Source organism: Apibacter raozihei (assembly GCF_004014855.1).
Taxonomy (GTDB): domain Bacteria; phylum Bacteroidota; class Bacteroidia; order Flavobacteriales; family Weeksellaceae; genus Apibacter; species Apibacter raozihei.
The window spans coordinates 3,183,749-3,207,754 of sequence record NZ_CP034930.1; the positions used below are offsets into that span (position 1 = coordinate 3,183,749).

The window sequence follows — 24,006 nt, forward strand, 5'->3', positions numbered from 1 at the left end:
TTAAATATTTAGTTACTCCATTTATATAAACTTAAACGACTAATATGAAATCATTATTTATGATATTTGGCTGTACGAGAATCTTTAATTATTCCACTCCAGTTTAATCCATATCCGAAATCGTAAATATTACCTTCTGTATCTGTATGACATTGCATATCAAATGGAACATCTTCTAATTGTTTTTCAACGGTAGACATGTTTGCAGGCATTTGTAAAGGAAGTAATCCTGATGGTTCATATTTACCTGAAATTATATCCATTACTGCTTGCTCACCTATTCCAAAACGAACTAGAATACCTTGAACTCTACTTTCAAATTCGTTGAAAATCATTGGACGATTCACATTTGCTACTACTATAACAGGCTTATCACCCATTTGATTTTTAGTAGTTAAAACTGTTGATAAATCCATAGCATTTGAAACATTAACCGTTTTTCCTTTGTATGAACGATCTTTAATTGTCGGATCTATTACCGGATCTCCGGCAGCTATACTGTGGTCACGTGCATCTGTAGCAGTGTAACTGTTGTATTGTAAAGAAATTGGCACATATCCGTTACCTCCTTTTTTTCTGTCGTTTATATCATATCCTCCTCCATCATTATTGCTATAAGGGCTAGATATAAATACTATTGAAAAATCTGCTTTTTTAGGATCTTCAGTTACGTTGTAATATTTTTTTACTAACTCTAAATCAATAGGGTAATCTAAGCTTGGTGATGACCAATTTCCCCACCAATCTTTAGTGGACGGGTAATAATTTTTAGGGATAAATACCGTTTTTCTGTCTTTTATTGGTAATAAGTTTGCTTTATTTTTTAATAAAACTACAGATTTAACTTGTGCATCATAACCTTCTTTCATAAAGTCAGGGTTTCCAACTAATTTAGCACTTTCAGAAGCATCTAAATATGGATTTTCAAATAATCCTAGACGGAAAATATTTTTCAAAAGTCTAACAGCTGACTGTTCGAAACGATTTCTCATATAAGCTTTTCCATGTTCTTTAACTCCCATCTTATAAGCTTCAATGATTGGTCCCATAACATTATTACCTCCAAATTGATCCATACCTGCCATTAGAGCGATGTAATGTCTTTCGGCAACTGTTTTATCTTCAACTCCCCAAGGTTTTCCGTCAAATTCATCCGGTGTTTTACCTTCGTTATGAGTTATTAACCAGTCCGTACATAATACACCGTCGTATCCGTATTTTCCTCTTAACAGGTCGGTAATGATATATTTATTAAAACCATTTGCATAATTACTGCCATCTTTAGACTGATTGTAAGATATGGTATAATAAGGCATTACAGCTGAAGCTTTAGAAGTCTTACCGTCTAATTTGAATGCTCCTTCTGTAAATGGTTTTAAATGAGTTTCAAAATTACTTCCCGGATATACGGCATATTTACCAAATGCCCAGTGTCCATCTCGTCCACCTTCTTCAGGTCCTCCACTTGGCCAGTGTTTTACCATTGCATTCACACTTTTGTATCCCCATCCATCGGCTATTTCATCTTTACCAAATGAAGTTTGAAAACCATCAATGTAAGCTCTTGCCATATCAGTTGAAAGTTCAGGACTTTCACCAAATGTCATATAAATTCTATACCATCTTGGTTCAGTACCTAAATCTATCTGAGGTGATAATGCAGTGGTTATACCTAATGCTCTATATTCCTGAGCGGCAATGTTACCAAACTTACGTACAATAGAAGGGTCAAAAGTTGCTGCCAATCCTAATCCATCCGGCCAGATTGAAATATCTCCTCCAGCACCAGCGTTAAATTCCGCTTTTGTATTTCCGGTAGCTTGTCCTGAATGTCTTGGATCCGTACTTGTGTTTCCTGGAATACCTAATCCGATACCTTCAACGAAAGCTTGCATCTGGTTATTCCATTTTGCAGCTACTTCCGGACTTTTAACTGAAGTAATAAGCACATGTCTTAAGTTATCATCTTTAAGAAATGTTTTTTGTTCATCTGATAAAGCCCAAGGTTGTGCTCCACTTAAAGAAAATGGTTTACCATTATATTTTCCTGATCCAAAACCTGAGTCATTAGAAGGTATAGCCTGGTGAATACTATACAGCATTAATCCTGCTATTTGTTCTAGAGACATTTTTTGAGCCAAGTCTTTTGCTCTTTCATTGATTGGTAATCTCCAATCTTCATATTTATCAAGTTTACCATTTTTATTAAGGTCTTTAAACTTTAAACCGTCTACAGTTAAAATTTTAATCCCTGAAGTAGGAGAATAACCTATGGTAGCTCCGTTATTATTATTAATTAAAATAAAATCGCTGTGTTGTGCCTTGACACATAGTAGAGATAAAATCGTAAATGCAGTTAAAATTCTCTTTCTCATATAATACATTTATTATTTAGTTATACATTATTTCTTTCACTGTTGTGGTTAGGTAGACACATATAAATGTCATATGGACGCTAATATACTTTAAAAAGTTTCTAAAAAAATAATTTATTGAGGTACTTTTTTTAACAAGATAAAAATATTTTATACAATTAATTAATAATCAATCAATTAATTTAGTTTTGAGTGATGAAAATCATAATAGTTTCGTTAAATTTTAAGGTTTAAACAACCCTAATTTTATTAATTAAGCAAAAAAAAAACCTCTTAAAAATACCCTTTGAAAACGATTTTCTTGAGATTTTCTTAATTTTTTCTTAATTTTCCTATCATTTAGCTTATTTATAAAATATATAAGTTTATCTAAGTTTTCTATGTTAATAATCAATAGAATATCAATCATTTAATCGCAATAATTACAGAAATGACATTTATCTGATTGATTAATCTTATACAATAATGAAAAAATGGTTAAAAAAAGTAATTAATTTTGTGTTAAGTTTATCATTTATAAAACATAACTAGCTCATGCAAAATAAAAAAACATTTTCAGGAAGTGGTGAGTTACTTTTAAAAAACAGAAATGAATTCTTACCTGGAATATCTGTAGATAATGTTATTTTTGGATACCATGAGGGTAAAATTAAAATTTTACTCAATAAATTCATATCTTTTGATAAATGGATGCTTCCCGGAGGGTTTATTTACACATCTGAATCGGTAAATGGTGCTGCTATAAGAATATTAAAGGAACGAACCGGCCTTGAAGAAGTTTTTTTAAAACAGTTTCATACATTTGGTGACATAAACAGAACCAGCCTCGATGAAAATATGGATCTTCTCAATAAGCATTTTACAAACTCTGAAGCTCGTAATAAAAATCATTGGCTTATCCAGCGCTATGTAAGCATTGGTTATTATGCATTTGTAGATTATACCAGAACCAGTATAAAATGTTATGACGATGAAGATATTCAGTGGTCAGATTTGGATAAAATTCCTGCATTGTATTCTGACCACAATAAAATCATTCAAACGGCTATTAGAGAAATCTGTAAGTATATTGCTTATATCCCTATCGGTTATGAGTTGCTTCCGGAAAAATTTACCATGAGCGATCTGCGTTTAATTTATGAGGCATTTTTGGGAGAAAAATTAGACCGTCGGAATTTTCAGCGAAAAATGCTCTCCATGGGACATCTTAATAAATTAGACGAAAAAAGTGAGAAAAGAGGAGTAAAACCTGCTGTCCTATTTTCCTTTAATAAAGAAAAATACACTGAAGGTATAACTAAATTATTAAAAAATTAAGCATTTTTCTATATAGATAATAACAAAAAAAGCATCAACTATTAAGTTAAAGTATAAAATTTAATATATTTAGTGATATAATTCATAAAATGCTAAAAATTTTATTTTGTACTTTTGAAAACTCAACTAAAACAAAATACAAAATATGATTTTATTAGCAGACTCAGGAGCCACAAAAGCCGACTGGATTGCCATCGATACGGAAGGTAATCGTTTATTTTCTTCTCAAACCAAAGGTTTAAGCCCCGAAGCTATCGATAAAGAAGAAATGTTGATAAGACTTAACGAACGTTTTGATATCTCTCAAAATAAAGAAAAAGTCACCAAAGTATTCTTTTACGGGGCAGGTTGCGGTACAGACAATATGAAAGATATTGTACGTGCAGCTTTGGAAGAATTTTTCACTAATGCAGAAGAAATTGTAGTGGAAGAAGATACTTACGGAGCTGTTTATGCAACTACTCCTCCGGGAACTCATGCCATTGTGTGTATTCTGGGTACCGGTTCAAATTGTAGTTATTATGATGGTGAGTCACTTCACCAGAAAATTTTGTCGTTAGGATATTTATTGATGGATGATTGCAGCGGTAACAAATTAGGAGCTGATCTTATTAGGGCTTATAATTTCCAAACCCTTCCTAAAGTTTTATCTGATAAATTGGAACAGGAATATAATATGGATATTGATGAAATTAAGGAAAATCTTTATAAGAGACCTAATCCTAATGCTTACTTAGCAACTTTTGCAAAATTCATTATCCAAAATAAAGATCATGAATTTATCAAAAACATTATTGATAAACAGATTCAGACATTTATTGATTGTTACATCAAACAATACGATAACTGTGCAGAAGTTCCTATCAACTTTAATGGTTCAATCGGCTTTTATTTAAAAGATGAATTGGAAAGAAAACTTACTGAAAATGGATTAAAGCTTGGAGTTGCTTTAAGAAGACCTATTGATGGTTTAATCGAATACGTTAAAAGTCATAAATTATAATATTTATAATATATTACAGAATAAAGGGAGTTTTTTACAACTCCCTTTTGTTTTTTAATTAGTTTATTATTAAAAATAAAATTATATTTTTGTCATCATCTAATTAAAAAAAATGCCAAGAACAATTGTAATTACGGGAACATCTTCTGGTGTCGGGCTAGCTTTGGGAAATTATTTTCATGAAAAAGGGTACCGAGTGTTTGGATTAAGCCGTTCCGTATCTGATTCAGCAAAATTTAAAACTATACCTACAGATATCACTAAAAAAGAGGAAATTGAAAATGCTTTTGCTACTATAATTAAGGAAACAGATACTATTGACTGGATTATAAATAATGCGGGCAAAGGTATGGTGGGACCGGTGGAAAATGCTACTATTGAGGAAATTATTGAACTTTTTTCTCTTAACCTGGGGGCTCCTGCCGTAATTATTTCGCACGTACTTCCCATAATGAGGAAAACCAATCAGGGCAAAATTATCAATATTTCTTCTATCGGAAGCGTTATGGGGCTTCCTTTTCGAGGATTTTATTCTGCATCAAAATCTTCGCTTGATATGGTTACAGAATCCTTACGTTATGAATTAAAAAATACTCATATTGAAGCTTGTACTATTAATTTAGGAGATATTAAAACCAATATAGCCGATCACAGAATCAGAAGTGAAATATCAGATTTTTATAAATCTGATTTTGAGGAAGTGTATGATAGAATGAATGTGGATGTAAATACCGGTTTGGATCCGTACACACTTGCCCCTTATATAGAAAAATTATGCTTACAAAAAAAGCGTTTAAAACCTCACTATTATTTTGGAACCTCCACTCAAAAACTATCCGTTTGGGTAAAATCTCTCATTCCGCAAAAATGGTTTGAAAAGATTATAGCTAAATATTCGGGATTATAATATAATTAGTATACCTATATAAATAAAAAACAGGTTTTTCAAAAAGAAAAACCTGTTTTTTATTTAGTTTAAAACTTTTATGTTTTATTTGGCAGTAGCTCTAAGCATCCATGCCATAGTTTCATGCTGTTCCATTACTCCTGTTAAGAAATCGCTGGTTCCTAAATCCTTATATTTCTCAGCTATAGGAATTAGTTCTGCACGTATGATGCGAATTATGGTTTCGTGATCGTCACACAATTCTAAAAGCATCGTTTTAGCATCTGCTACCTCTTCTCCATCATGCTCAACTAAATCTGCCACCGCGCTGAATTGTTTGAAAGATCCTAATGCATAGTGCCCAAGCTTTCTAATTCTTTCCGCAACTTCATCAATTATTTCTGCCAACTCATTGTACTGCTCTTCAAACAAAGTATGTAATGATCTAAAATGCGAACCTTCTACATTCCAATGAAATTTTCTAGTTTTTGTATATAGAAAATATTCATTTGCCAATAGTCTGTTTAGATCGTCAGATACTGCTTGTTTGTTTTCTTCACTTATTCCAATGTTTGCTTCTATGTTTTTAACTTTTGATGCCATATGATTATTTTTTAACTGTTTTAAACGATTACTATTTGTAAAATTACAAGATTATATATAGCAATTTTCGAACCAAAAACCACTATTTATAATAAATTTATTGTAACCTTTTCAAACGATATAGCAATTGCTGTACAGCTTCCTGATAGTCGTCAAATATTGATTGTGCATAATCGTCAGGGAATAAATCTCTTCCGTCCTGTAAAAGCATATAGAAGTTTTCACAATGTTTTACAATATCTTTAGGATTGGGCGTTTCTTTTATTGTAATATCGATAGTGCCATACTGAGCGTATGCAGTTTCCACCAAGCGGTCTATGGTATCCAATACAGTGTCTATGGCTTCATCTAATGCCATGTGAGTCGCATAACTACCTTTACCGGTAACATGCCAGTGATAAAGTTTTAATGAACTGTTGTAGGAAAAGATTTCACCAAAAAATTTACCCAATTTTTTGTTTTTTGTAGCGTCATCATAGGTGCCTTTAACTTCATTTTTCTCTTGAATCATAACATTTATTTTTTAGGTTATATTGTATAATTTGCAAATACCATACCTAAAGCAGAGAATAAAGTGACAAATAAATAGAATGGTCGCTTATTTAAAATGTATATAAATACTCCGCAATAAATTAATTACGGAGTACTTTAATTGTATTTTGATAAGTATTATCTCATTTTTTTATAGGCGTTGATAAGCCCGTTAGTTGAAGAGTCGTGAGATGAAATTTTTTCATCTGTTAGTAACTCCGGAAGCACGTTATTGGCTAATTGCTTTCCTAATTCAACTCCCCACTGATCAAAACTGAATATATTCCAGATAACTCCCTGAACAAATATTTTTTGTTCATATAAAGCTATCAGCTCGCCCAACAATTTGGGTGTTAAAACTTTATATAAAAATGAATTGGTTGGTCTGTTTCCTTCAAAAACTTTATACGGTTTTAAAAAATTAATCTCTTGTTCAGACTTTCCTTGTTGTTTTAACTCTTCAACTACCTGTTCTTCAGTTTTACCGAAAGCCAAGGCTTCTGTTTGGGCAAAAAAGTTGGAAAGTAGCTTCTCGTGCTGATCCGAAACTTTGTTTAATGTTTGTGCTCCTGCTAAGAAATCGCAAGGAATAAGCTTGGTTCCCTGATGTATTAGCTGGTAGAAAGCATGCTGTCCGTTGGTACCCGGCTCACCCCAGATTACCGGTCCTGTCTGGTAATTTACTTTTTTTCCGTCTCTGTCCACATATTTTCCGTTAGACTCCATGTCTCCCTGTTGAAAGTATGCTGAAAAACGATGCAGATATTGCTCATAAGGTAAAAGAGCTACTGTTTCGGCATTAAAAAAATTATTATACCAAATTCCCAGTAAAGCTAGTATTACCGGTATATTTTGGTTAAATTCAGCATTTCTGAAGTGTAAATCTGATTCGTTTGCTCCTTCCAGTAACTGTACGAAGTTGTCAAAACCTACGGCAAGGCATATACTTAGTCCGATAGCTGACCAAAGGGAATAACGGCCTCCTACCCAATCCCAGAATTCAAACATATTTTCTTTGTCTATTCCGAAACCTGTAACTGCTTTTTCATTGGTAGATAATGCTACAAAATGTTTGGCTACCTCCGATTCATTTTTTGCTGATTTCAAAAACCATTCTCTTGCCGTATGTGCATTGGTCATGGTTTCCTGAGTGGTAAAAGTTTTGGAAGCTACAATGAAGAGAGTCGTTTCCGGATTCAGGTTTTTAAGCGTTTCTGCTATATGTGTTCCGTCTACATTGGATACAAAATGCATGGAAAGCCTTGTTTTATAATGCTTCAATGCTTCAACCACCATTAACGGTCCTAAATCTGAACCTCCTATTCCAATGTTTACCACGTCTGTTATTTCTTTTCCGGTAAATCCTTTCCACTGGCCGCTGATGACAGCTTCCGAAAAACTTTCCATTTGAGCAAGAACTTGATTTATCTCTGGCATTACATCTTTACCGTCAACCAGTACCGGTGTGTTTTTTCTGTTTCTTAACGCAGTGTGTAATACCGCTCTGTTTTCAGTTCCATTGATTTTATCACCGCTAAACTGTTTTTCTATAGCATCTTTAAGGTTGGTTTCTTCAGCCAGCTGTAAAAGCAACTCTAACGTTTTATCGTCAATTCTGTTTTTAGAATAATCAAAAAGTATATCGTTGAATTGTATTGAATACTTATCGAATCTGTTTGAATCTTCTTTAAACCAATCTCTAAGATGTTTATTTTTTATTTGATTGTAATGTTCTTCTAATAAATTCCAAGCTTGTGTCTGGGTCGGATTAATTTTTAATAATGCCATTTTGGATTTAATTTTTTTATCGTACTAACAAATTTAGGTATTTAATCATTGTTGACAAACAATTTTAGCCGAGTGTTTTTAAATATATGAAAACTTACGGCAATCTTTTGTTACAAGTTTTGAATAATACGGTTTTTATTCAATTTTCATGAGATTTTTAAACTCGTTTTCGTTCCCGTTAAATACATTTAAATCTACATAAGTGGATATTCCTTTCTGATGTCCGCGGTTGGCATACTGCCAAAAGATCCAGTTTCGGGAATCTTTGATTTTAGGCTCTGAATATATATCCCTGAACCATAGCCGGTAGCTCTGTGAGTCTCCCATGATATAGTCTTCATAAAACTCCTGGGTTACATACCATATGGGTTTCTTATGATAGCGCTCTTCTAATTTTTTTTCAAATATTCTCAACTCTTTACGTAACTGACTTCTGGATATCCTCAGCTTACAGTTTCCTCCGTATTCCAAATCTATGACAGGTGGCAGCGCATTAGAATCATATGGTACAACCTTAATAAAATTTTCGGCCTGCACTTCGCCTGAATTACAAAATGTAAAAAAGTGGTAAGCTCCCCGGTTTATATTTCTGTTTTTTGCTTCTTTCCAATTTTCTTGAAATTTTTTATCGATAAAGTCTCCTCCTTCGGTAGCTTTTATGTAAACAAAATTAATTTCCTTGTTGTGCTGTTTTGACCAATCAATGGTTCCCTGATGTGCAGACAGGTCTATTCCCCGAATAGGATATTGTTTTTTTGACGGGTAGTTACATCGTATATAACCGGAATAAAATCCGGCTGTCAGCAATAGTCCTGTCAGTCCCAGCCCTACGACTACACTCCATACTTTTTTATGGTTAATTAGTGATTTTTTGGTTTCCATGTTTTTAAAAAACAAAAAGACCTCTGAAAAATCAGAGGTCTTTTTTATATTTAATTTTACTATTTTAGAAAGTAAACTTTTTAATTACACCTACGCTTATAGATTTACCGAAAGTAAAATCTATGCTTTGGCTTTTGTAATTATTAGCATAGTCTCTAGCTGTATTTGTTTTTGTGTCATTCCATTCAACACCTCCAAAAGCAACATTTAAACCAAAGTTATTTTTAAAGTTGATAAACAAAGACGGAACAAAGTTGATATAGTATCCTGATCCTCTTACTCTTTGAGTATCATCAGAGTAGTTTAACCCTGTGGAATAATCTCTAAGAGTTCTGTCAGATCTGTATTGCTGGTAACCAGCACCTAAATCAGCGAATATACCGAATGTATCTGTGAATGAATGATTGTAACGGATAAAACCTCCAATTTTAGTTTCGTACGTTTTATCTTTAATTTTAACTAGAGTACCTCCCATATCAGTTTTTGCTGAATTTTCAGAAAAACTCATAGTACTTCTTGCTCCAATGTACCAGTTATCAGCAATACCATAAGCTATGTTTGGTGAGAATGATACCTGATTTGTTTTCGCATTGTTGAAACCGTCCACTCTTTGATAGCTTAAATCTGTCCCCAGAAAGATAGATCCTTGCTGAGCCTGAACAGACATTACGCTAAAAAAAGCAAAGGCTGCTATTATTAATTTTTTCATTTTAATCTTTTTTAATTAATTTTTAGATAACTTTTAAACGATTAACTCCAGAATTTAATTTATAAAATTATAGAGAAAAGTTTTTAGAGATACCAATGTTAAAGGCATTACCGAAAGTAACATTTACTGTACTTTGTTTTAGATTAGTACCTTTAGTTTTTAAATGGCTGTACTCAACTCCTCCGATGCTGAAGTTTAAACCAAAGTTATTTTTAAAATTAATGAATAATGCAGGATTGAACCCAATGTAGTAACCGTCTGCTTTGTTTTCGATGTTACTTGTAGTTGCGTTGTATCCTTTAGTTTTAGCTTCTTGCCATCCACCACCTAGTTCTCCGTAAACAGCAAATGTTTCACTTAATGGTTGTGTGTAACGTACAAAACCACCGATTCTGGTTGTTTTTGTGTTTCCATCTACCCATCCTAATTGCTCTAAAGAACTTGCATTCAAATCAGCTTTAGTGAAAGCAACTTTAGCAGCTATTGTCCATCTGTCAGCAAACTGATAACCTAAGTATGGAGACCAATCGTAAGAATCTAATTTTTCTTTTGCACCTCCAAATTTGTTTTCAGTATGGCTGTAACCAACATTACCTCCTAATAAGATACTGTTTTTTTGTGCGTTCATAGTTGATAATCCAAAAACTACTGCTGCAAACAATACTAACTTTTTCATAATTTTCTTTTTTATAAAATAATTTAATTCAAAAAATTTATTTAACCTTTATTCTAATGTAAAATTCTCTACATGTTTAGAATTTTTTATTTTAAATTATGTTAACGATACGTAAATATCGTGCCAAAAATTAACATTTCATTAAAAACTTATACTCAACTTATCTTCTTCCCTGTAAAGAACTTTTGAAGATTTTATCTTATATTTTCATATACAGATATTTAGGTTATAAAAATTTCTTCTTTAGCTCTATTCGGGGCAAATATAGTTATTTTTTTTTTCTAAATTACAATTTTAGGTACTATCCGTATAAATAAATGATAATTTATTATAAAAGCGTTTTACCTTACGTAATTTATTTATTGTTTCCTAATTTTAAGATCAATTTATATCTTTTCCAGATAGTGTGCTAAAAACATACCAACTTTATATTTCTGTGGCAATAAATAAACTCCGAAAAGAAAAAAGTTTCCCTTATTGGTTTTTATTTATTTAGTATCAACTATTTACGCAGGTTTAGCTCCTAAAATTTATTTTTACTGAAACGCAAGTATTTCAAACATTGTCTTGGAATACAGCGGTATTTACTGCTGCTAAAAGGTAGACCTTTGCGTATCTAATGGTTTTTACTGCCATATTGCAGGCAGATATATTTTGCCTGGTCATGACAATTGATCATAAACCAAACAAGTTTTACGTTTTCAGAATATTTATACACTTTTGACAAGTTTAATTAACAGAAAAAATATATTTATATTCTTTTTTTCGAAAAAAAGAACTCCTGCATACTGACATAAGTAGTTTAAACGGGTAAACAGAATTTAGATTTTTTACTCCTTTATGCCTTAATTTTATTTTTATGAGCGGTTATAAGAGTATAGCTGCCGGCATGTAGGGTTAGTACCGCATCTTTAGTATACACATACCAGTTCTTCCCTCTCCTTTTTATACGGTCTGCCTGCTGTATTTGCTGCTTACACCAACTGACAACCTCATCGATTTCCAGGGAAAGGTTTTTCTTTATCCTTAATGTTCCTAATTCTGTAGTATGAATTTTATTGATATTGGATAACAAATCATTCATTTTCTTACTAACTGTGTAAATATTCTATTTCTTTATAAACTTTTTATGACTTATTATAATAACATTTAAATATTTTTTCATTGTAAGCTATTAAGTTCAGCTAACTATTAACACTAACTAAATATCATTTTCTTTTAAACATTTCCATTTAAAAAATATTTTTCATGTTGAATTTTTAGTTAATTTTTATTTATGTTCACTTTAAAAAATCTTCAAAATAAAGGCATTTTATTATTTACAAAACACAAAAATGGATAATAATATATTATTGTTTTATAGATACATTTCTTGGTCTCTATTTTTTTCATTTTCAATTTCTTTGTTTATGTAATTAAGTTTAGCATTTGCCCAGTCTCTAGTATTTACCATATTATGATTAGATAAAAATTTAAAAACTTGTTTTTTTGCTTCTAATAAAGGTACTATTGAACCTTTCCATGAATATGTCCCCATATTTGCACTAAATTCATTAACAACATTTTGATTATCACCAAAGTTATCTAATAGCCTAATTGCTATTGGATTTAATTCATCATATTTGTCATTATTACCGGCATATACAGGAATTAATGCAGCCAATCTTTCAGGCGCTATTTCCTTATTTTCTTTAGCCCAATTAAATATCGTTTCCCAATCACCTTTAAATAATATGCCTACACCTCCTCCTAAACTTCCATTGTTAGATCCTAAAATATGTTTTAACCCATAAAATTTAATATAGTTGTCATCCTTACCAATTAAACTAATACTTAAATCATCCCATATTTCTTTAAAATATTTTGATATTAAAATTTCATAAATCTTTTTAACTTCAAAATCCAAATGATAGGTATTTTTATATGAAATATTTTCTATAATTATTTTATTGATAAGTCTAGCAAATTCAGTTTCTTCATCATTTTCTAAAATCTTTTCTATCAGATTTGAAATTTTATAATCATTAAAATCTAATTCTTTTCCAAATCGACACACTATCTCTTTTATATAACTTTTTAATTCTATGTTTAAATCTTTGGAATCATATACAATATTAAAGATAGACTCAAAAATAAATAAGTATGATTTTTCATTTTTTTCTAACAATTGATTATAAAACTCTTTTAATTCATTAGTATTTGAGTTTGACAATGAACGATTATAAGTATACTTAAAAAGTTCTTCAATATTTTGAGGATTAATTTCTATAAGTTTAAATAAATAATAAAAATATTCTTTACCATTTAGATCATTGCTTATAAAAGAAAATAATGAATTTTGAAGTTTAGAACTTTTAAAAATTTTATTATAAAATAATGCTTTATTTTTTTCATCCAATTTATCTATAAACCCGCCAAGAATTGAATAATTTCTATTTTCTGGCTGTATATTTTCAAGAGTATGTATTGCTTTGTCAATAAATTCTAATTTTTTATCATTATCAAATACTAATAATTCATATAATTTATTTCCAAAATAAAATGTAAAATTTGGTTTTGAACTAAATAAAATAGGAAAATATTCATCCCAAGAATATCCCTCTTGAATAAACTCTACTGCTAGACTATTAAAATATTCAATCTCTTTTTCATATGAAATATCTTCAAAATCTAAATAAAAATGTTCGTAAGCATTTATAAATTTATATTTAAAATCATTTTTAGACAGTTTTTGAATAAAATCTTCTAATATATTTAATTGTTTTTCAGATAAGAATTTTTTATCATATTTTCTCACCTGTTTCAAAGCTTTCAATCCTTGGTCAAAATCCCACTTTTTAAAATCAAAAATTATTAAAAGATAACTTTCTAAAAGATCAAATTTACCATAACGTGTTATAGCACGAAAGGAACTTATAATAACATCTATACAATTTTCAGCATTTATTTCAGCATTTTTTACTGGCTCAATAATCAAATCTAATATATTCTTCCAATATGTATAAATTTCTTCATAAACCTTAGGTTCATAATCTTTTAATTTAGTTATACCTTGCTCCTCTGCTCCCATCATTCTAGAAAAATGGGAAGACTCTAATGCAGATTTTGCGCATTTTAAAGCTAAGCTTTTCGAATCTTCATCCTCTCTATTATAACACCATTTTAATACATTAAATCTTTGTGTAAAATCTGCTTCAGTACCAGGCAAAAAGATTCTAAATAAATGCAGTAATTCTCCTGTTGCGTTATTAGACCAGTTTTCATTCTCAGCTAAAGCAAATAAAAATAAAGTTTTGGCACTTTGTTCAAAAGTCCTCCTATCAAAACATAACTTTTGTAATGCCCAGACTAAATTTCTTCTTCCTTCATAGATTCCTGATAACTCTTTTGTTGACATTACTCCAAAAACATTCCAAAGAGTATTTGATGTAGCTACTGGGTTCACTTCTACAAATGAGCGAAAGAGGCGTGAACCCAATTCAGTATTTAAAACTTTCGCATCATGAAAAGGGCCAAAAACTACTAATTTCTCAATAATTTCAATTGCTTTAGGATTAAAATTTAAGTACCTCATTTGCTTAGCAAATGAATCTGAAATGTTTCTTTTATGTACTTCTTCCTCAATATTAGAAATATTTTCTATAATTCTTGACATTTTCTCAGCCGTACAAGTATCTAACCATTCTTCAGCTAAATATACAGCTAAAGGAAATGGCCTCATTCTAATATATCTTCCTCTTCTTTCAAAAATTCCTCTTTTTAAAAAATGATTACACGTTTCAGTAAATTTATCTACTAGTACTGTATCTTCTGAAATATCTACACTAGTAATATTCCTATCCTTAGCAATATATTCTAATTGTTTTTGACAATCACCATCAAATCCTATATAATCAAACAAAGAACATGCTCTAAGAATTCCTCTATTAAATTCTTCTTTTCCTTTTTCTCCAAGTAACTTATCTAATAATTCGGTATCACCAAGATTAACTGTTGTTACTCCTCCATTTTTTGCGCTTTCTAAAAGAAGAGTTGCCATCAAAGGTATACCCTGTGAGAATTCCTTTATTTTATCCTTTTGTTCTTTTTCTAAATATGAAAAGTCTTCATCTATTATTTCACCAACAATATCTTTTAAATCTTCTGTTTTAATATGAATATAATTTATATTTAACATTCCTAGTTCTGATTCTTCAGGATTAGAATCAATAGTAATCAAAGAAAGTTTATTATTAGTTTTCTTTAAATATTCCAATAATTGTTTATGAATTTTTATATTACAATTATCTAATATTATAATTCTATCTTCATCTTCATTTTGGAAAGTGATAATAAATTGCTCCAAAGCTAATGTTGAGTTTTCCTGAAAATCATAATAAAGAACCCTGCTTGATAGAAATAAACTTCCCTGATCTCCTTCGATAGGTCTAAAAGTTTCTAATAAAACTCTACTTTTCCCAAGTCCGGAAAGTCCAATCAATCTTAAACTTTCTTTTTTTGTAACAATAGATTCCTTAATTTCATGGATTACACCCTCAATAAATTCATTTTTATGAAATTTCTGAGAACTATCAAATACAGAATTCCAATCATTCCAAGTTTTAAAAGGCCTGTATTTTTCTTTCTGATTTTTTAAGACATAAAGAGAAGAACCTTTAATTGCTTTGGTTAGAGCATCTATTAATTCCTTCTGTACTTTATCTTTATTTTTATTTTTAGAATAATTATATTCAATAGGAAAGCGTAAATGTCTAATATCAAAAGGTATATTATCTGGATTATCATTAGGCGAACCATAAAATGAATTTAATACACCAATAATACGTTCTACCCCTAGTTCACTATAAGCAACACCATATTCCATTATAACATTATTATTTTGAAATGGCTTTAATTTAGCCCATTTAAAACGTCTAATAAGTCTTATTAACCATGATTGTTCATTATTTACAACAGACAAATCTGCAATAAATATTTCACATTCTTTAACTCGTTCAAATATTTTCCCCGCTACAGGTGGAGATCCTGGCTCACCTCTTACACTATCGTTTATATAATATTCAACACCTTTTAATTCAGGCTTATTTTTAAGGTTTTTAATAGCTTTATCTATACATTTTCTAATGAAATTTTTATTATAAACTGTACTAGTAGTTGATTGCCAAGAATAAAATATATTTATTTTCATTAAATTTACATATTACCGTGGAAAATATTTCATAAATAATATAATTTAATCTATACTTTTTATAATTAATGATCTTATGACTTTTGTTCTATCAAGTAATCTACCCCCTCCCTTTCAAAACCTCTTCCAAAAGTCTCACTTTTTCCTTTTCGGTTTCCAGTAGTTTTTCGTATAATTCTACTATTTTATCTACTGTATTAAAGGTAGGTTGATTAAATATTGAACCAGAATTATCATGTAAAGTACTTGAAATAATATTTATAGCAGCGCCCTGTTCTAATTCAGTAATGGCTTCTACAGGAATATCCAAGGCTTTAGCAATTTTCTCCAAAATGTCTTGTTCCAGCTTTTCTTTCTTTTCGTAGGTAGATAAAGTAGCCTGTGATACGCCAATTTCTTCTGCCAGTACATCCTGGTTTATGTTTCTCCATTCTCTCCATCGTCTTACATTGGCTCCGTGGTTATTCTTTTTTGCTGTAGTTGCTTCCATTAATTCTGATTATAAATTTACTTACTCACAAAAATAGGAAAATTAATTCATCCACTATTTAATTTCTTTAGCTTATTTTTTTATTACTAGTGTTACTAATATTATTACTAATTTTTTCAATATACTATTGGTTGCTCTGATAGGTTTTACCATCAACCTGCAGTTACTTTGTCACAAAAAAGCGTAAAAATGAAGCACGAAAAGCCCACTTGTACGGAAAGACTTCAGGAACTGGAAAAAAGCATGATTGAGTCTATTGAGGAATACGATCCTTTTTATGAAAAGGAAGTTAATTATGAGTATGTTCATTTTACTATGGAATCTTTATTGGAGGTTGCTCAAAAATGTTTGTTTCTGGAAGAGGAGAGTCTTAGTGAATCTACAAGAATTCATATTTATAATATACTGGAGGTTGCTAAAGGTATGCTCAACAAAGATGATTATGAACTGCTGAACCAGCTGGCTACGTATGCAAGAGCTTACGGTGAAGTAAAGGACTATATAAAGAAAAATTTTTGATATAAATCTGTTTCTGGCTCTACCTGAAATAAGGTAATATAATTCTTTTTTTCTGCATTCTTATAGTACCGAACTAAAAATATTTACAAGAAAAAACCGCAGTAAATATATGCTTTACTGCGGTTTGTTTATTTTTGATTATCGTTTGTAATCTTTTCTTATTTTACTTCTTCAAAGTCAACATCTTCTACATTATCTCCCCCTTGTTGTCCTGCACCTGCCTGATCTGCGCCTTGTTGTGCTCCGGCAGCTGCCTCAGGGTTTTGACCTGCTTTGTATAAATCTTCAGATGCGGCTGTCCATGCCGTATTAATTTTTTCCATTGCTACGTCTATAGCAGCAATATCTTTACTTTCATGGGCTTTTTTCAATTCTGCCAAGGCATCTTCAATCGGTTGTTTTTTGTCTGCCGGTAATTTGTCTCCAAATTCTTTTATTTGTTTTTCCGTTTGGAAAATCATTCCGTCAGCAGCATTCAGCTTATCAACCTCTTCTTTACGTTTTTTATCTGCTTCAGCATTTGCTTCTGCTTCTTTTTTCATTTTTTCGATTTCCGCTTCGCTTAAACCGGAAGAAGCCTGTATTTTGATGGATTGCTCTTTACCTGTACCTTTGTCTTTAGCCGATACACTTAAGATACCGTTAGCATCTATATCAAAAGTAACTTCGATTTGAGGAACTCCTCTAGGTGCCGGTGGAATGTCAACTAAATCAAATTTACCGATTTCTTTGTTATCGTTAAACATAGGTCTTTCTCCTTGTCCTACTCTAATGGTTACAGCGGGCTGATTGTCTGCTGCGGTAGAGAAAGTTTCCGATTTTTTGGTAGGGATGGTCGTATTGGCATCAATTAATTTAGTGAAAACTCCTCCGTAGGTTTCAATACCTAAAGATAACGGAGTTACGTCTAATAATAATACATCTTTTACATCTCCGGTTAATACCCCTCCCTGAATAGCGGCTCCTACGGCAACCACCTCATCCGGATTCACTCCTTTGGATGGTTTTTTTCCGAAGAATTTTTCCACTTCTTCCTGTATAATAGGAATACGGGTAGAACCTCCTACTAATAAAACCTCGTCTATATCTGAAGTTTTTAATCCTGCATCTTCCAATGCTTTTTTACAAGGCTCCATAGATCTTTTAACCAGGTCAGCTGCCAATTGCTCGAATTTTGCACGAGTCAAAGTTTGAACCAAGTGTTTAGGCCCTGAAGCTGTTGCAGTGATGTAAGGTAAATTAATTTCTGTTTGTGCAGAGGATGATAATTCTACTTTCGCTTTTTCTGCTGCTTCTTTTAATCGTTGTAAAGCAATAGGGTCTGCTTTTAAATCTACTCCTTCTGCTGATTTGAATTCACCTGCCAACCAGTTGATGATAACATCGTCAAAGTCATCTCCTCCTAAGTGTGTATCTCCGTTGGTAGATAATACTTCAAAAACTCCGTCTCCTAAATCCAGGATAGAAATATCAAAAGTACCTCCTCCTAAATCGTAAACCGCTACTTTCTGATCTTTGTGTGCTTTATCTAACCCATAGGCCAATGCTGCGGCTGTAGGCTCATTTATAATTCTTTCTACTTTTAACCCTGCAATTTCACCTGCTTCTTTAGTTGCTTGTCTTTGTGCATCGTTAAAGTACGCAGGTACGGTAATTACCGCTCTGTCTACAGTTTCTCCTAAGAAATCTTCTGCCGTTTTTTTCATTTTCTGAAGAATCATGGCTGAAATTTCCTGTGGTGTATATAATCTTCCGTTGATATCTACTCTGGGTGTGTCTGAGTCACCTTTTACTACTTTATAAGGAACTCTGGATACTTCACTGGCATCAGATGAATATTTAGTTCCCATAAATCTTTTTATAGAATAAACAGTGTTGTGAGGGTTAGTCACCGCTTGTCTTTTTGCAGGGTCTCCTACTTTAATTTCTCCATCTTCCATAAAAGCCACTACTGAAGGAGTGGTTCTTTTTCCTTCTGCATTAGTTATAACAGTAGGGTCGCTTCCTTCCATAACTGCCACACATGAGTTGGTAGTTCCTAAGTCTATTCCAATAATTTTGCTCATATTTATGTTTTTTCTTTTATTACTAAATTAATGATATTAAAATTTCACTGTAACTATTTTCAATGATTATGCCATGAAGTAATTTAGAATTATTTGTCAGACGCCTTCGTTAAATATATGACATAATGACAAAAAAAATCCTGTTTTTCTTACATAAATAAGTCTTTATTTTCTGCTCTTCCTCTGAATATAAGAATGACCAAGCCTTTAGCTGTCTTTTTATACTCATGCTGAATTTTCAACTGTAGCAAAGGTCTGCAAGGATTAAGATATATTAGCAAGTTTTTAATAATATAATATTTCAAGATAATTTACAAATAAAAATTATTATATTTGGTTAAATTAAAACAAATAATTATCATGAAGAACTATTTTAACCTTTTCTTTATAGCATGCGTGCTATTTTTATCGTCGTGTAGCGACGAATCTATTAATCCGGTATCCTCAACCGATATTCAATCAAATGCCAAAGAACATCTATGTTTAGATGCTATTGTACCGGAAGATCTTTTAGAAAATCCCAAATTAACTACTCACGGAGCTTTATTGAAGTCAAAAAAATGGGAAAACGGACAAACTATTACTATCAAATTTTTAAACGGTAATGCTTTTTTACAAAACAAAGTAAAGCAATTTGCCAATCAATGGATGCAATATGCCAACCTTAAATTTGTATATGTAAATGCAAATCAGAGTGCAGATATAAGAATTAACTTTGATAACAGCGGGGGATCCTGGTCTTATTTAGGCACAGATTCAAAACGAATTGACCAAAGCAAGCCTTCTATGAATTTTGGCTGGTTTAACAACTCTACGCCGGACACTGAATTTTCAAGAACCGTAATTCATGAATTCGGACATGCTTTAGGACTTATACACGAGCATCAGAATCCGGCAGCCAATATCCAGTGGAACAAGGCCAAAGTTTATTCTTATTATGGGGGTGCTCCTAATTACTGGACCACTGCACAGGTAGATAATAATATTATAAACAAATACAGCAGCACGGTAACCAATTATTCATCTTTTGACAGTCAATCGATTATGCTGTATTCTTTTCCTGCTTCATTAACTTTGAACGGATGGTCCAGCGGATGGAATACCGCTTTATCTGCAACTGATAAAAACTTTATTTCTCAGGAATATCCTAAGCCTAAACCAAGTGCTGAACTTAGAAATTTATATCGATATAATATTAATGCTCAGCATTTCTATACTTCTAATTTTGCAGAATTAGGCAACAGGTATTATGAAGGTGTATTAGGTAAGGTCTATTCTCAGCAGGTAAGTAATACTCTGCCTATTTACAGATATTTTAATAGTATTAACGGAGATCGTTTGTCTACATTAAACTGGAATGAGCTGAAAGGCGGTGGCCAGGGTGGCTGGAGATATGAAGGAATTACCGGATATGCTTATCAAAGCGCACAGCCCAATACAATTCCTGTTTACAGATATTATAAAGGGGGTAACAAACCAGACCATTTTTACACTATAAACAGCTCGGAAGTTGCCGGTGGTAAATACGGCTATCAAGCTGAAGGTATTGCTTTTTACGTGGTAAGATAACAAAAAAAGAGAGGTAAAAATTACCTCTCTTTCTTTTTTATTATATTATTGGATTAATATTCGTTGGTTGAGTGCAGTTTTACGGAAGGATATTTATCCGTAGTCATAGTAATGCTAAAGGCTGAATCTGCCAGGAATACTAACTGGCCAAATTTATCGCGGGCCAGAAATTTTTGTTTTACTCGTTTGAATTCTAAAAATTCTTCCGATTTTTCATCATCACATTCCACCCAGCAGGCTTTATGTATATGAACGGGTTCGTAACTACATTTGGCTGAATACTCATGTTCCAATCTATATTGTATTACTTCATACTGAAGGGCTCCTACAGTACCTATAATTTTACGATTGTTTATTTCCATTGTAAAGAGCTGAGCAACCCCTTCATCCATCAGCTGATCTATTCCTTTGGCCAGCTGCTTGGTTTTCATTGGATCATCGTTATTAATATACCGGAAATGTTCGGGAGAGAATGAAGGGATTCCTTTAAAGTTTAATTTTTCACCTTCTGTAAGGGTGTCTCCAATCCTGAAATTTCCTGTATCGTGCAACCCGACAATATCGCCGGGAAAACTTTCTTCCACCACTTCTTTTTTATCTGCAAAAAAAGCTGCCGGACTGCTAAACTTCATTGTTTTATTCTGACGAACATGAAGATAGTTTGTATTTCTTTTAAATGTTCCCGATACTATCTTGACAAACGCAAGACGGTCTCTATGTTTAGGGTCCATGTTAGCATGAATTTTAAAAACAAAACCTGTAAATCCTTCTTCTTCAGGTTTAACTAACCGAACATCACTCATTTTAGGTAACGGATTAGGGGCTATCTCCACAAAGGCATCCAAAAGTTCCTGAACACCAAAATTATTTAAAGCAGAACCGAAAAATACCGGCTGTAATGCTCCTTTCAAATATTCTTCTTTAGAAAAAGACGGATATACAGATGCTATCAACTCCTGATCATTTCTCAAATTTTCCGCAGCTTTTTCTCCTACCCATTCGTTAAGTGAGGGATCGTTTATATCCTCAATTTCAATGGTGTCTCCTATTTTTTGCTTTCTTTCTTCTGTGAAAAATTTTAATTTTTTTTCCCACATGTTATAGATTCCCTGAAAATCTAATCCCATACCTATGGGCCAGGACAAAGGGGTAACTTTCAGTTTTAATTTTTGCTCAACTTCGTCAAGCAAATCAAAAGCGTCTTTTCCTTCCCTGTCTAATTTGTTAATGAAAACAAGCATAGGTATGTTTCTCATTCTACAGACCTCAACCAGCTTTTCTGTTTGTTCTTCGACTCCTTTAGCCACATCTATAACCACAATAACCGAATCTACGGCGGTTAAAGTTCTATAGGTATCTTCTGCAAAATCTTTGTGTCCGGGAGTATCCAGAATATTAATCTTCTTTCCTTTATATTCAAAAGCCAATACCGAAGTAGCTACAGAAATACCTCTTTGCCTTTCAATTTCCATAAAATCCGAAGTGGCTCCTTTTTTTACCTTATTGCTTTTTACAGCTCCTGCTTCCTGAATAGCGCCTCCAAAAAGCAACAATTTTTCAGTAAGTGTGGTTTTACCTGCATCGGGGTGAGAAATAATTCCAAAGGTTTTACGCCTGTGTATTTCTTTTTCTAAAGTAGTACTCATTATTAAAATTTGAATAAATGTCTGCAAATATAAAATAATTATAAGTTTGCTTCTCTATATGCTCCACAATAATTGCTATGAGCAACATAGTAAACTATGAAAACAGAATGGTTTTATTCTTATAAACCAAAACCCTCCGGTTAATATGACTTTCTATAGCCCGGGATAAAACTATTTTTTCCAAATCTCTTCCTTTTCGAACTAAATCCTGAACACTATCCCGGTGTGTTATTCTGGTTATATCCTGTTCTATAATCGGCCCTGCATCCAGCTCTGCGGTAACGTAGTGACTTGTAGCTCCTATAAGCTTGACTCCACGCTCATATGCAGCATGATAAGGCCGTGCTCCTACGAAAGCGGGTAAAAACGAATGATGTATATTTATAATTTTATCGGGATAATTTATAATGAATTGATCAGACAATATTTGCATGTAACGGGCCAGTACTATGAAATCAATTTGGTTTTCTTCCAGCAAATGCTTTTGCTCTGCTTCTATTTCTTCTTTATTTGTACTGTTAATTTTTAAAACATAATATTTAATCCCGAATTTTTCTGCCACCCATCGTAAATCTTCATGATTACTTATTATCAACGGTATTTCTACCTTCCACTCCCCTGCCGTATATCTTGCCAGTATATCAAACAGGCAGTGAGACATTTTAGATACAAAAACTGCCATTTTAGGTTTATAATCATTAAAATACAAGCTAAAAGTAAGATTGTATTTTTTTGCATATAAGGTTTCAAAATAGTCTTCTATCTTGTCTCTGGGAATAACAAAATTTGAAAGATCCCACTCTATACGCATAAAAAACTGATTTTCCTGCTTGTCTACATGTTGTTCCAGATTGATGATATTCCCCCCATTAACATTAATAAAATCTGTAACAGCAGCAACCAATCCGGGCTGATCAGGGCAGTGTATTAGAATAATAGCTTGTGAATTTTTCATATTTATATAGGTATATTAATTTGATACGAAATAGTATACAAATATACTTTATTTAGTAATTTACCGGGATTTAATGCCATAAATAAAATGTGTATTTTTACATTCTTTAATTGAATAATATGAAAATACTTGTAATTGAAGATGAACCGGAATTATGCCAAGTGATTTGCCAATCCCTGGAAAAAGAAATGCATATTGTTGAATCTGCCAATAATTATAAGACCGGGTTAGACAAAATCATATCTTTTGATTATGATTGTATTCTTCTTGATATTATGCTTCCTGATGGAAGTGGTATGGACTTATTGAAAAATTTAAAAAATGAGGGTAAAAAGGATTCTGTAATTATAATTTCTGCAAAGGATTCTTTGGACGATAAAATTGAAGGATTAGATTTAGGTGCTGATGATTATCTGACTAAACCTTTTCATCTTGCAGAACTTCATGCCCGCATAAAATCCGTGCTTAGAAGAAACAATCATAACGGACAATCCTTAATTGTATGGAACAATATTAAAATGTCTCCTGAAAACAGAACGGTTGAAGTAAATTCTTCTTTACTTAATCTTACTAAAAAAGAGTTTGATCTACTTTATTATTTCCTTATAAATCCTAACCGGTTAATATCTAAAACAGCTATTGCAGAACATGTTTGGGGCGATTATATGGATGAGGCAAGCAGCCTGGACTTTGTTTATTCCCAGGTAAAAAATTTACGAAAAAAGCTTAAGGATCATGAAGCCGACATCAATATTCAAGCGGTATATGGTTTAGGATACAAAATGATTTAATCTTACTTTTTG

Annotated in this window: 20 protein-coding genes; 6 read left to right on the top strand and 14 right to left on the bottom strand. The window is 32.0% G+C overall.

What is annotated here, in order from left to right; translation table 11 throughout:
- Positions 1–53 precede the first annotated feature (53 nt).
- Positions 54–2,375, bottom strand: a complete 2,322-nt coding sequence (locus tag EOV51_RS14115; protein WP_128153170.1) for a glycoside hydrolase family 3 protein — start codon at positions 2,373–2,375, stop codon at positions 54–56.
- Positions 2,376–2,909: 534 nt separating this feature from the next.
- Here EOV51_RS14115 and EOV51_RS14120 point away from each other — a divergent pair.
- From EOV51_RS14120 to EOV51_RS14130, 3 genes are all read left to right on the top strand, one after another.
- Positions 2,910–3,692, top strand: coding sequence for an NUDIX hydrolase (locus EOV51_RS14120; RefSeq protein ID WP_128153171.1), 783 nt, complete (start codon positions 2,910–2,912; stop codon positions 3,690–3,692).
- A gap of 145 nt (positions 3,693–3,837) precedes the next feature.
- On the top strand, positions 3,838–4,695 hold the full coding sequence (locus EOV51_RS14125) for an N-acetylglucosamine kinase (protein WP_128153172.1): 858 nt from the start codon (positions 3,838–3,840) through the stop codon (positions 4,693–4,695).
- Positions 4,696–4,807: 112 nt separating this feature from the next.
- Positions 4,808–5,602: an SDR family NAD(P)-dependent oxidoreductase gene (locus EOV51_RS14130; RefSeq protein ID WP_128153173.1), complete on the top strand. Its 795-nt coding sequence runs from the start codon at positions 4,808–4,810 to the stop codon at positions 5,600–5,602.
- Between the two features lie 84 nt (positions 5,603–5,686).
- Here the strand turns inward: EOV51_RS14130 and EOV51_RS14135 are convergent, their stop codons facing one another.
- From EOV51_RS14135 to EOV51_RS14175, 9 genes are all read right to left on the bottom strand, one after another.
- Positions 5,687–6,184, bottom strand: a complete 498-nt coding sequence (locus tag EOV51_RS14135; protein WP_221410473.1) for a Dps family protein — start codon at positions 6,182–6,184, stop codon at positions 5,687–5,689.
- A gap of 97 nt (positions 6,185–6,281) precedes the next feature.
- The gene (locus EOV51_RS14140) at positions 6,282–6,695 is read right to left on the bottom strand and encodes a DUF5856 family protein (RefSeq protein ID WP_221410474.1); all 414 of its coding nucleotides are present in this window, start codon (positions 6,693–6,695) and stop codon (positions 6,282–6,284) included.
- 158 nt (positions 6,696–6,853) lie between these two features.
- A complete protein-coding gene (gene pgi / locus EOV51_RS14145; protein ID WP_128153174.1) occupies positions 6,854–8,503 on the bottom strand; it encodes a glucose-6-phosphate isomerase in 1,650 nt (549 codons plus the stop codon).
- Positions 8,504–8,638: 135 nt separating this feature from the next.
- Positions 8,639–9,385, bottom strand: a complete 747-nt coding sequence (locus EOV51_RS14150; protein ID WP_128153175.1) for a glycoside hydrolase family 25 protein — start codon at positions 9,383–9,385, stop codon at positions 8,639–8,641.
- Between the two features lie 64 nt (positions 9,386–9,449).
- Positions 9,450–10,094 (bottom strand): hypothetical protein, encoded by a 645-nt coding sequence (locus EOV51_RS14155; protein WP_128153176.1) that lies wholly within the window; start codon positions 10,092–10,094, stop codon positions 9,450–9,452.
- 67 nt (positions 10,095–10,161) lie between these two features.
- Positions 10,162–10,770, bottom strand: coding sequence for an outer membrane beta-barrel protein (locus tag EOV51_RS14160; RefSeq protein WP_128153177.1), 609 nt, complete (start codon positions 10,768–10,770; stop codon positions 10,162–10,164).
- Positions 10,771–11,608: 838 nt separating this feature from the next.
- The gene (locus EOV51_RS14165; RefSeq protein WP_128153178.1) at positions 11,609–11,854 is read right to left on the bottom strand and encodes a DUF3781 domain-containing protein; all 246 of its coding nucleotides are present in this window, start codon (positions 11,852–11,854) and stop codon (positions 11,609–11,611) included.
- Between the two features lie 273 nt (positions 11,855–12,127).
- Positions 12,128–15,958 carry a hypothetical protein gene (locus EOV51_RS14170; RefSeq protein ID WP_128153179.1) on the bottom strand — a complete coding sequence of 1,277 codons (3,831 nt, stop codon included), beginning with the start codon at positions 15,956–15,958 and terminating at the stop codon, positions 12,128–12,130.
- 100 nt (positions 15,959–16,058) lie between these two features.
- Positions 16,059–16,448 (bottom strand): helix-turn-helix transcriptional regulator, encoded by a 390-nt coding sequence (locus tag EOV51_RS14175; RefSeq protein WP_128153180.1) that lies wholly within the window; start codon positions 16,446–16,448, stop codon positions 16,059–16,061.
- Positions 16,449–16,637: 189 nt separating this feature from the next.
- On the opposite strand from EOV51_RS14175, the gene EOV51_RS14180 reads away from it, so the two are divergent.
- Positions 16,638–16,967 carry a hypothetical protein gene (locus EOV51_RS14180; RefSeq protein WP_128153181.1) on the top strand — a complete coding sequence of 110 codons (330 nt, stop codon included), beginning with the start codon at positions 16,638–16,640 and terminating at the stop codon, positions 16,965–16,967.
- 158 nt (positions 16,968–17,125) lie between these two features.
- Here the strand turns inward: EOV51_RS14180 and dnaK are convergent, their stop codons facing one another.
- On the bottom strand, positions 17,126–19,033 hold the full coding sequence (dnaK, locus tag EOV51_RS14185) for a molecular chaperone DnaK (protein ID WP_128153182.1): 1,908 nt from the start codon (positions 19,031–19,033) through the stop codon (positions 17,126–17,128).
- A gap of 149 nt (positions 19,034–19,182) precedes the next feature.
- A complete protein-coding gene (locus EOV51_RS14890; RefSeq protein ID WP_262901878.1) occupies positions 19,183–19,314 on the bottom strand; it encodes a hypothetical protein in 132 nt (43 codons plus the stop codon).
- A 79-nt stretch (positions 19,315–19,393) separates the two neighbouring features.
- Between EOV51_RS14890 and EOV51_RS14190 the strand changes: the two genes are divergently transcribed.
- Positions 19,394–20,602: a M12 family metallopeptidase gene (locus tag EOV51_RS14190; protein WP_128153183.1), complete on the top strand. Its 1,209-nt coding sequence runs from the start codon at positions 19,394–19,396 to the stop codon at positions 20,600–20,602.
- A gap of 53 nt (positions 20,603–20,655) precedes the next feature.
- Here the strand turns inward: EOV51_RS14190 and EOV51_RS14195 are convergent, their stop codons facing one another.
- Together EOV51_RS14195 and purU are read right to left on the bottom strand one after the other, a co-directional pair.
- Entirely contained in the window at positions 20,656–22,248 is a 1,593-nt protein-coding gene (locus EOV51_RS14195; protein ID WP_128153184.1) for a peptide chain release factor 3, read from the bottom strand.
- A 94-nt stretch (positions 22,249–22,342) separates the two neighbouring features.
- Positions 22,343–23,203 (bottom strand): formyltetrahydrofolate deformylase, encoded by an 861-nt coding sequence (gene purU, locus EOV51_RS14200; protein ID WP_128153185.1) that lies wholly within the window; start codon positions 23,201–23,203, stop codon positions 22,343–22,345.
- A gap of 119 nt (positions 23,204–23,322) precedes the next feature.
- Between purU and EOV51_RS14205 the strand changes: the two genes are divergently transcribed.
- A complete protein-coding gene (locus EOV51_RS14205; RefSeq protein WP_128153186.1) occupies positions 23,323–23,994 on the top strand; it encodes a response regulator transcription factor in 672 nt (223 codons plus the stop codon).
- Positions 23,995–24,006 lie beyond the last annotated feature (12 nt).

What these genes read in the sequence shown, in the direction of transcription:
- EOV51_RS14115 (WP_128153170.1), bottom strand. Translation starts at nt 2,375, where the DNA reads ATGAGAAAGAGAATTTTAACTGCATTTACGATTTTATCTCTACTATGT.
- EOV51_RS14120 (WP_128153171.1), top strand. Translation starts at nt 2,910, where the DNA reads ATGCAAAATAAAAAAACATTTTCAGGAAGTGGTGAGTTACTTTTAAAA.
- EOV51_RS14125 (WP_128153172.1), top strand. Translation starts at nt 3,838, where the DNA reads ATGATTTTATTAGCAGACTCAGGAGCCACAAAAGCCGACTGGATTGCC.
- EOV51_RS14130 (WP_128153173.1), top strand. Translation starts at nt 4,808, where the DNA reads ATGCCAAGAACAATTGTAATTACGGGAACATCTTCTGGTGTCGGGCTA.
- EOV51_RS14135 (WP_221410473.1), bottom strand. Translation starts at nt 6,184, where the DNA reads ATGGCATCAAAAGTTAAAAACATAGAAGCAAACATTGGAATAAGTGAA.
- EOV51_RS14140 (WP_221410474.1), bottom strand. Translation starts at nt 6,695, where the DNA reads ATGATTCAAGAGAAAAATGAAGTTAAAGGCACCTATGATGACGCTACA.
- pgi (WP_128153174.1), bottom strand. Translation starts at nt 8,503, where the DNA reads ATGGCATTATTAAAAATTAATCCGACCCAGACACAAGCTTGGAATTTA.
- EOV51_RS14150 (WP_128153175.1), bottom strand. Translation starts at nt 9,385, where the DNA reads ATGGAAACCAAAAAATCACTAATTAACCATAAAAAAGTATGGAGTGTA.
- EOV51_RS14155 (WP_128153176.1), bottom strand. Translation starts at nt 10,094, where the DNA reads ATGAAAAAATTAATAATAGCAGCCTTTGCTTTTTTTAGCGTAATGTCT.
- EOV51_RS14160 (WP_128153177.1), bottom strand. Translation starts at nt 10,770, where the DNA reads ATGAAAAAGTTAGTATTGTTTGCAGCAGTAGTTTTTGGATTATCAACT.
- EOV51_RS14165 (WP_128153178.1), bottom strand. Translation starts at nt 11,854, where the DNA reads ATGAATGATTTGTTATCCAATATCAATAAAATTCATACTACAGAATTA.
- EOV51_RS14170 (WP_128153179.1), bottom strand. Translation starts at nt 15,958, where the DNA reads ATGAAAATAAATATATTTTATTCTTGGCAATCAACTACTAGTACAGTT.
- EOV51_RS14175 (WP_128153180.1), bottom strand. Translation starts at nt 16,448, where the DNA reads ATGGAAGCAACTACAGCAAAAAAGAATAACCACGGAGCCAATGTAAGA.
- EOV51_RS14180 (WP_128153181.1), top strand. Translation starts at nt 16,638, where the DNA reads ATGAAGCACGAAAAGCCCACTTGTACGGAAAGACTTCAGGAACTGGAA.
- dnaK (WP_128153182.1), bottom strand. Translation starts at nt 19,033, where the DNA reads ATGAGCAAAATTATTGGAATAGACTTAGGAACTACCAACTCATGTGTG.
- EOV51_RS14190 (WP_128153183.1), top strand. Translation starts at nt 19,394, where the DNA reads ATGAAGAACTATTTTAACCTTTTCTTTATAGCATGCGTGCTATTTTTA.
- EOV51_RS14195 (WP_128153184.1), bottom strand. Translation starts at nt 22,248, where the DNA reads ATGAGTACTACTTTAGAAAAAGAAATACACAGGCGTAAAACCTTTGGA.
- purU (WP_128153185.1), bottom strand. Translation starts at nt 23,203, where the DNA reads ATGAAAAATTCACAAGCTATTATTCTAATACACTGCCCTGATCAGCCC.
- EOV51_RS14205 (WP_128153186.1), top strand. Translation starts at nt 23,323, where the DNA reads ATGAAAATACTTGTAATTGAAGATGAACCGGAATTATGCCAAGTGATT.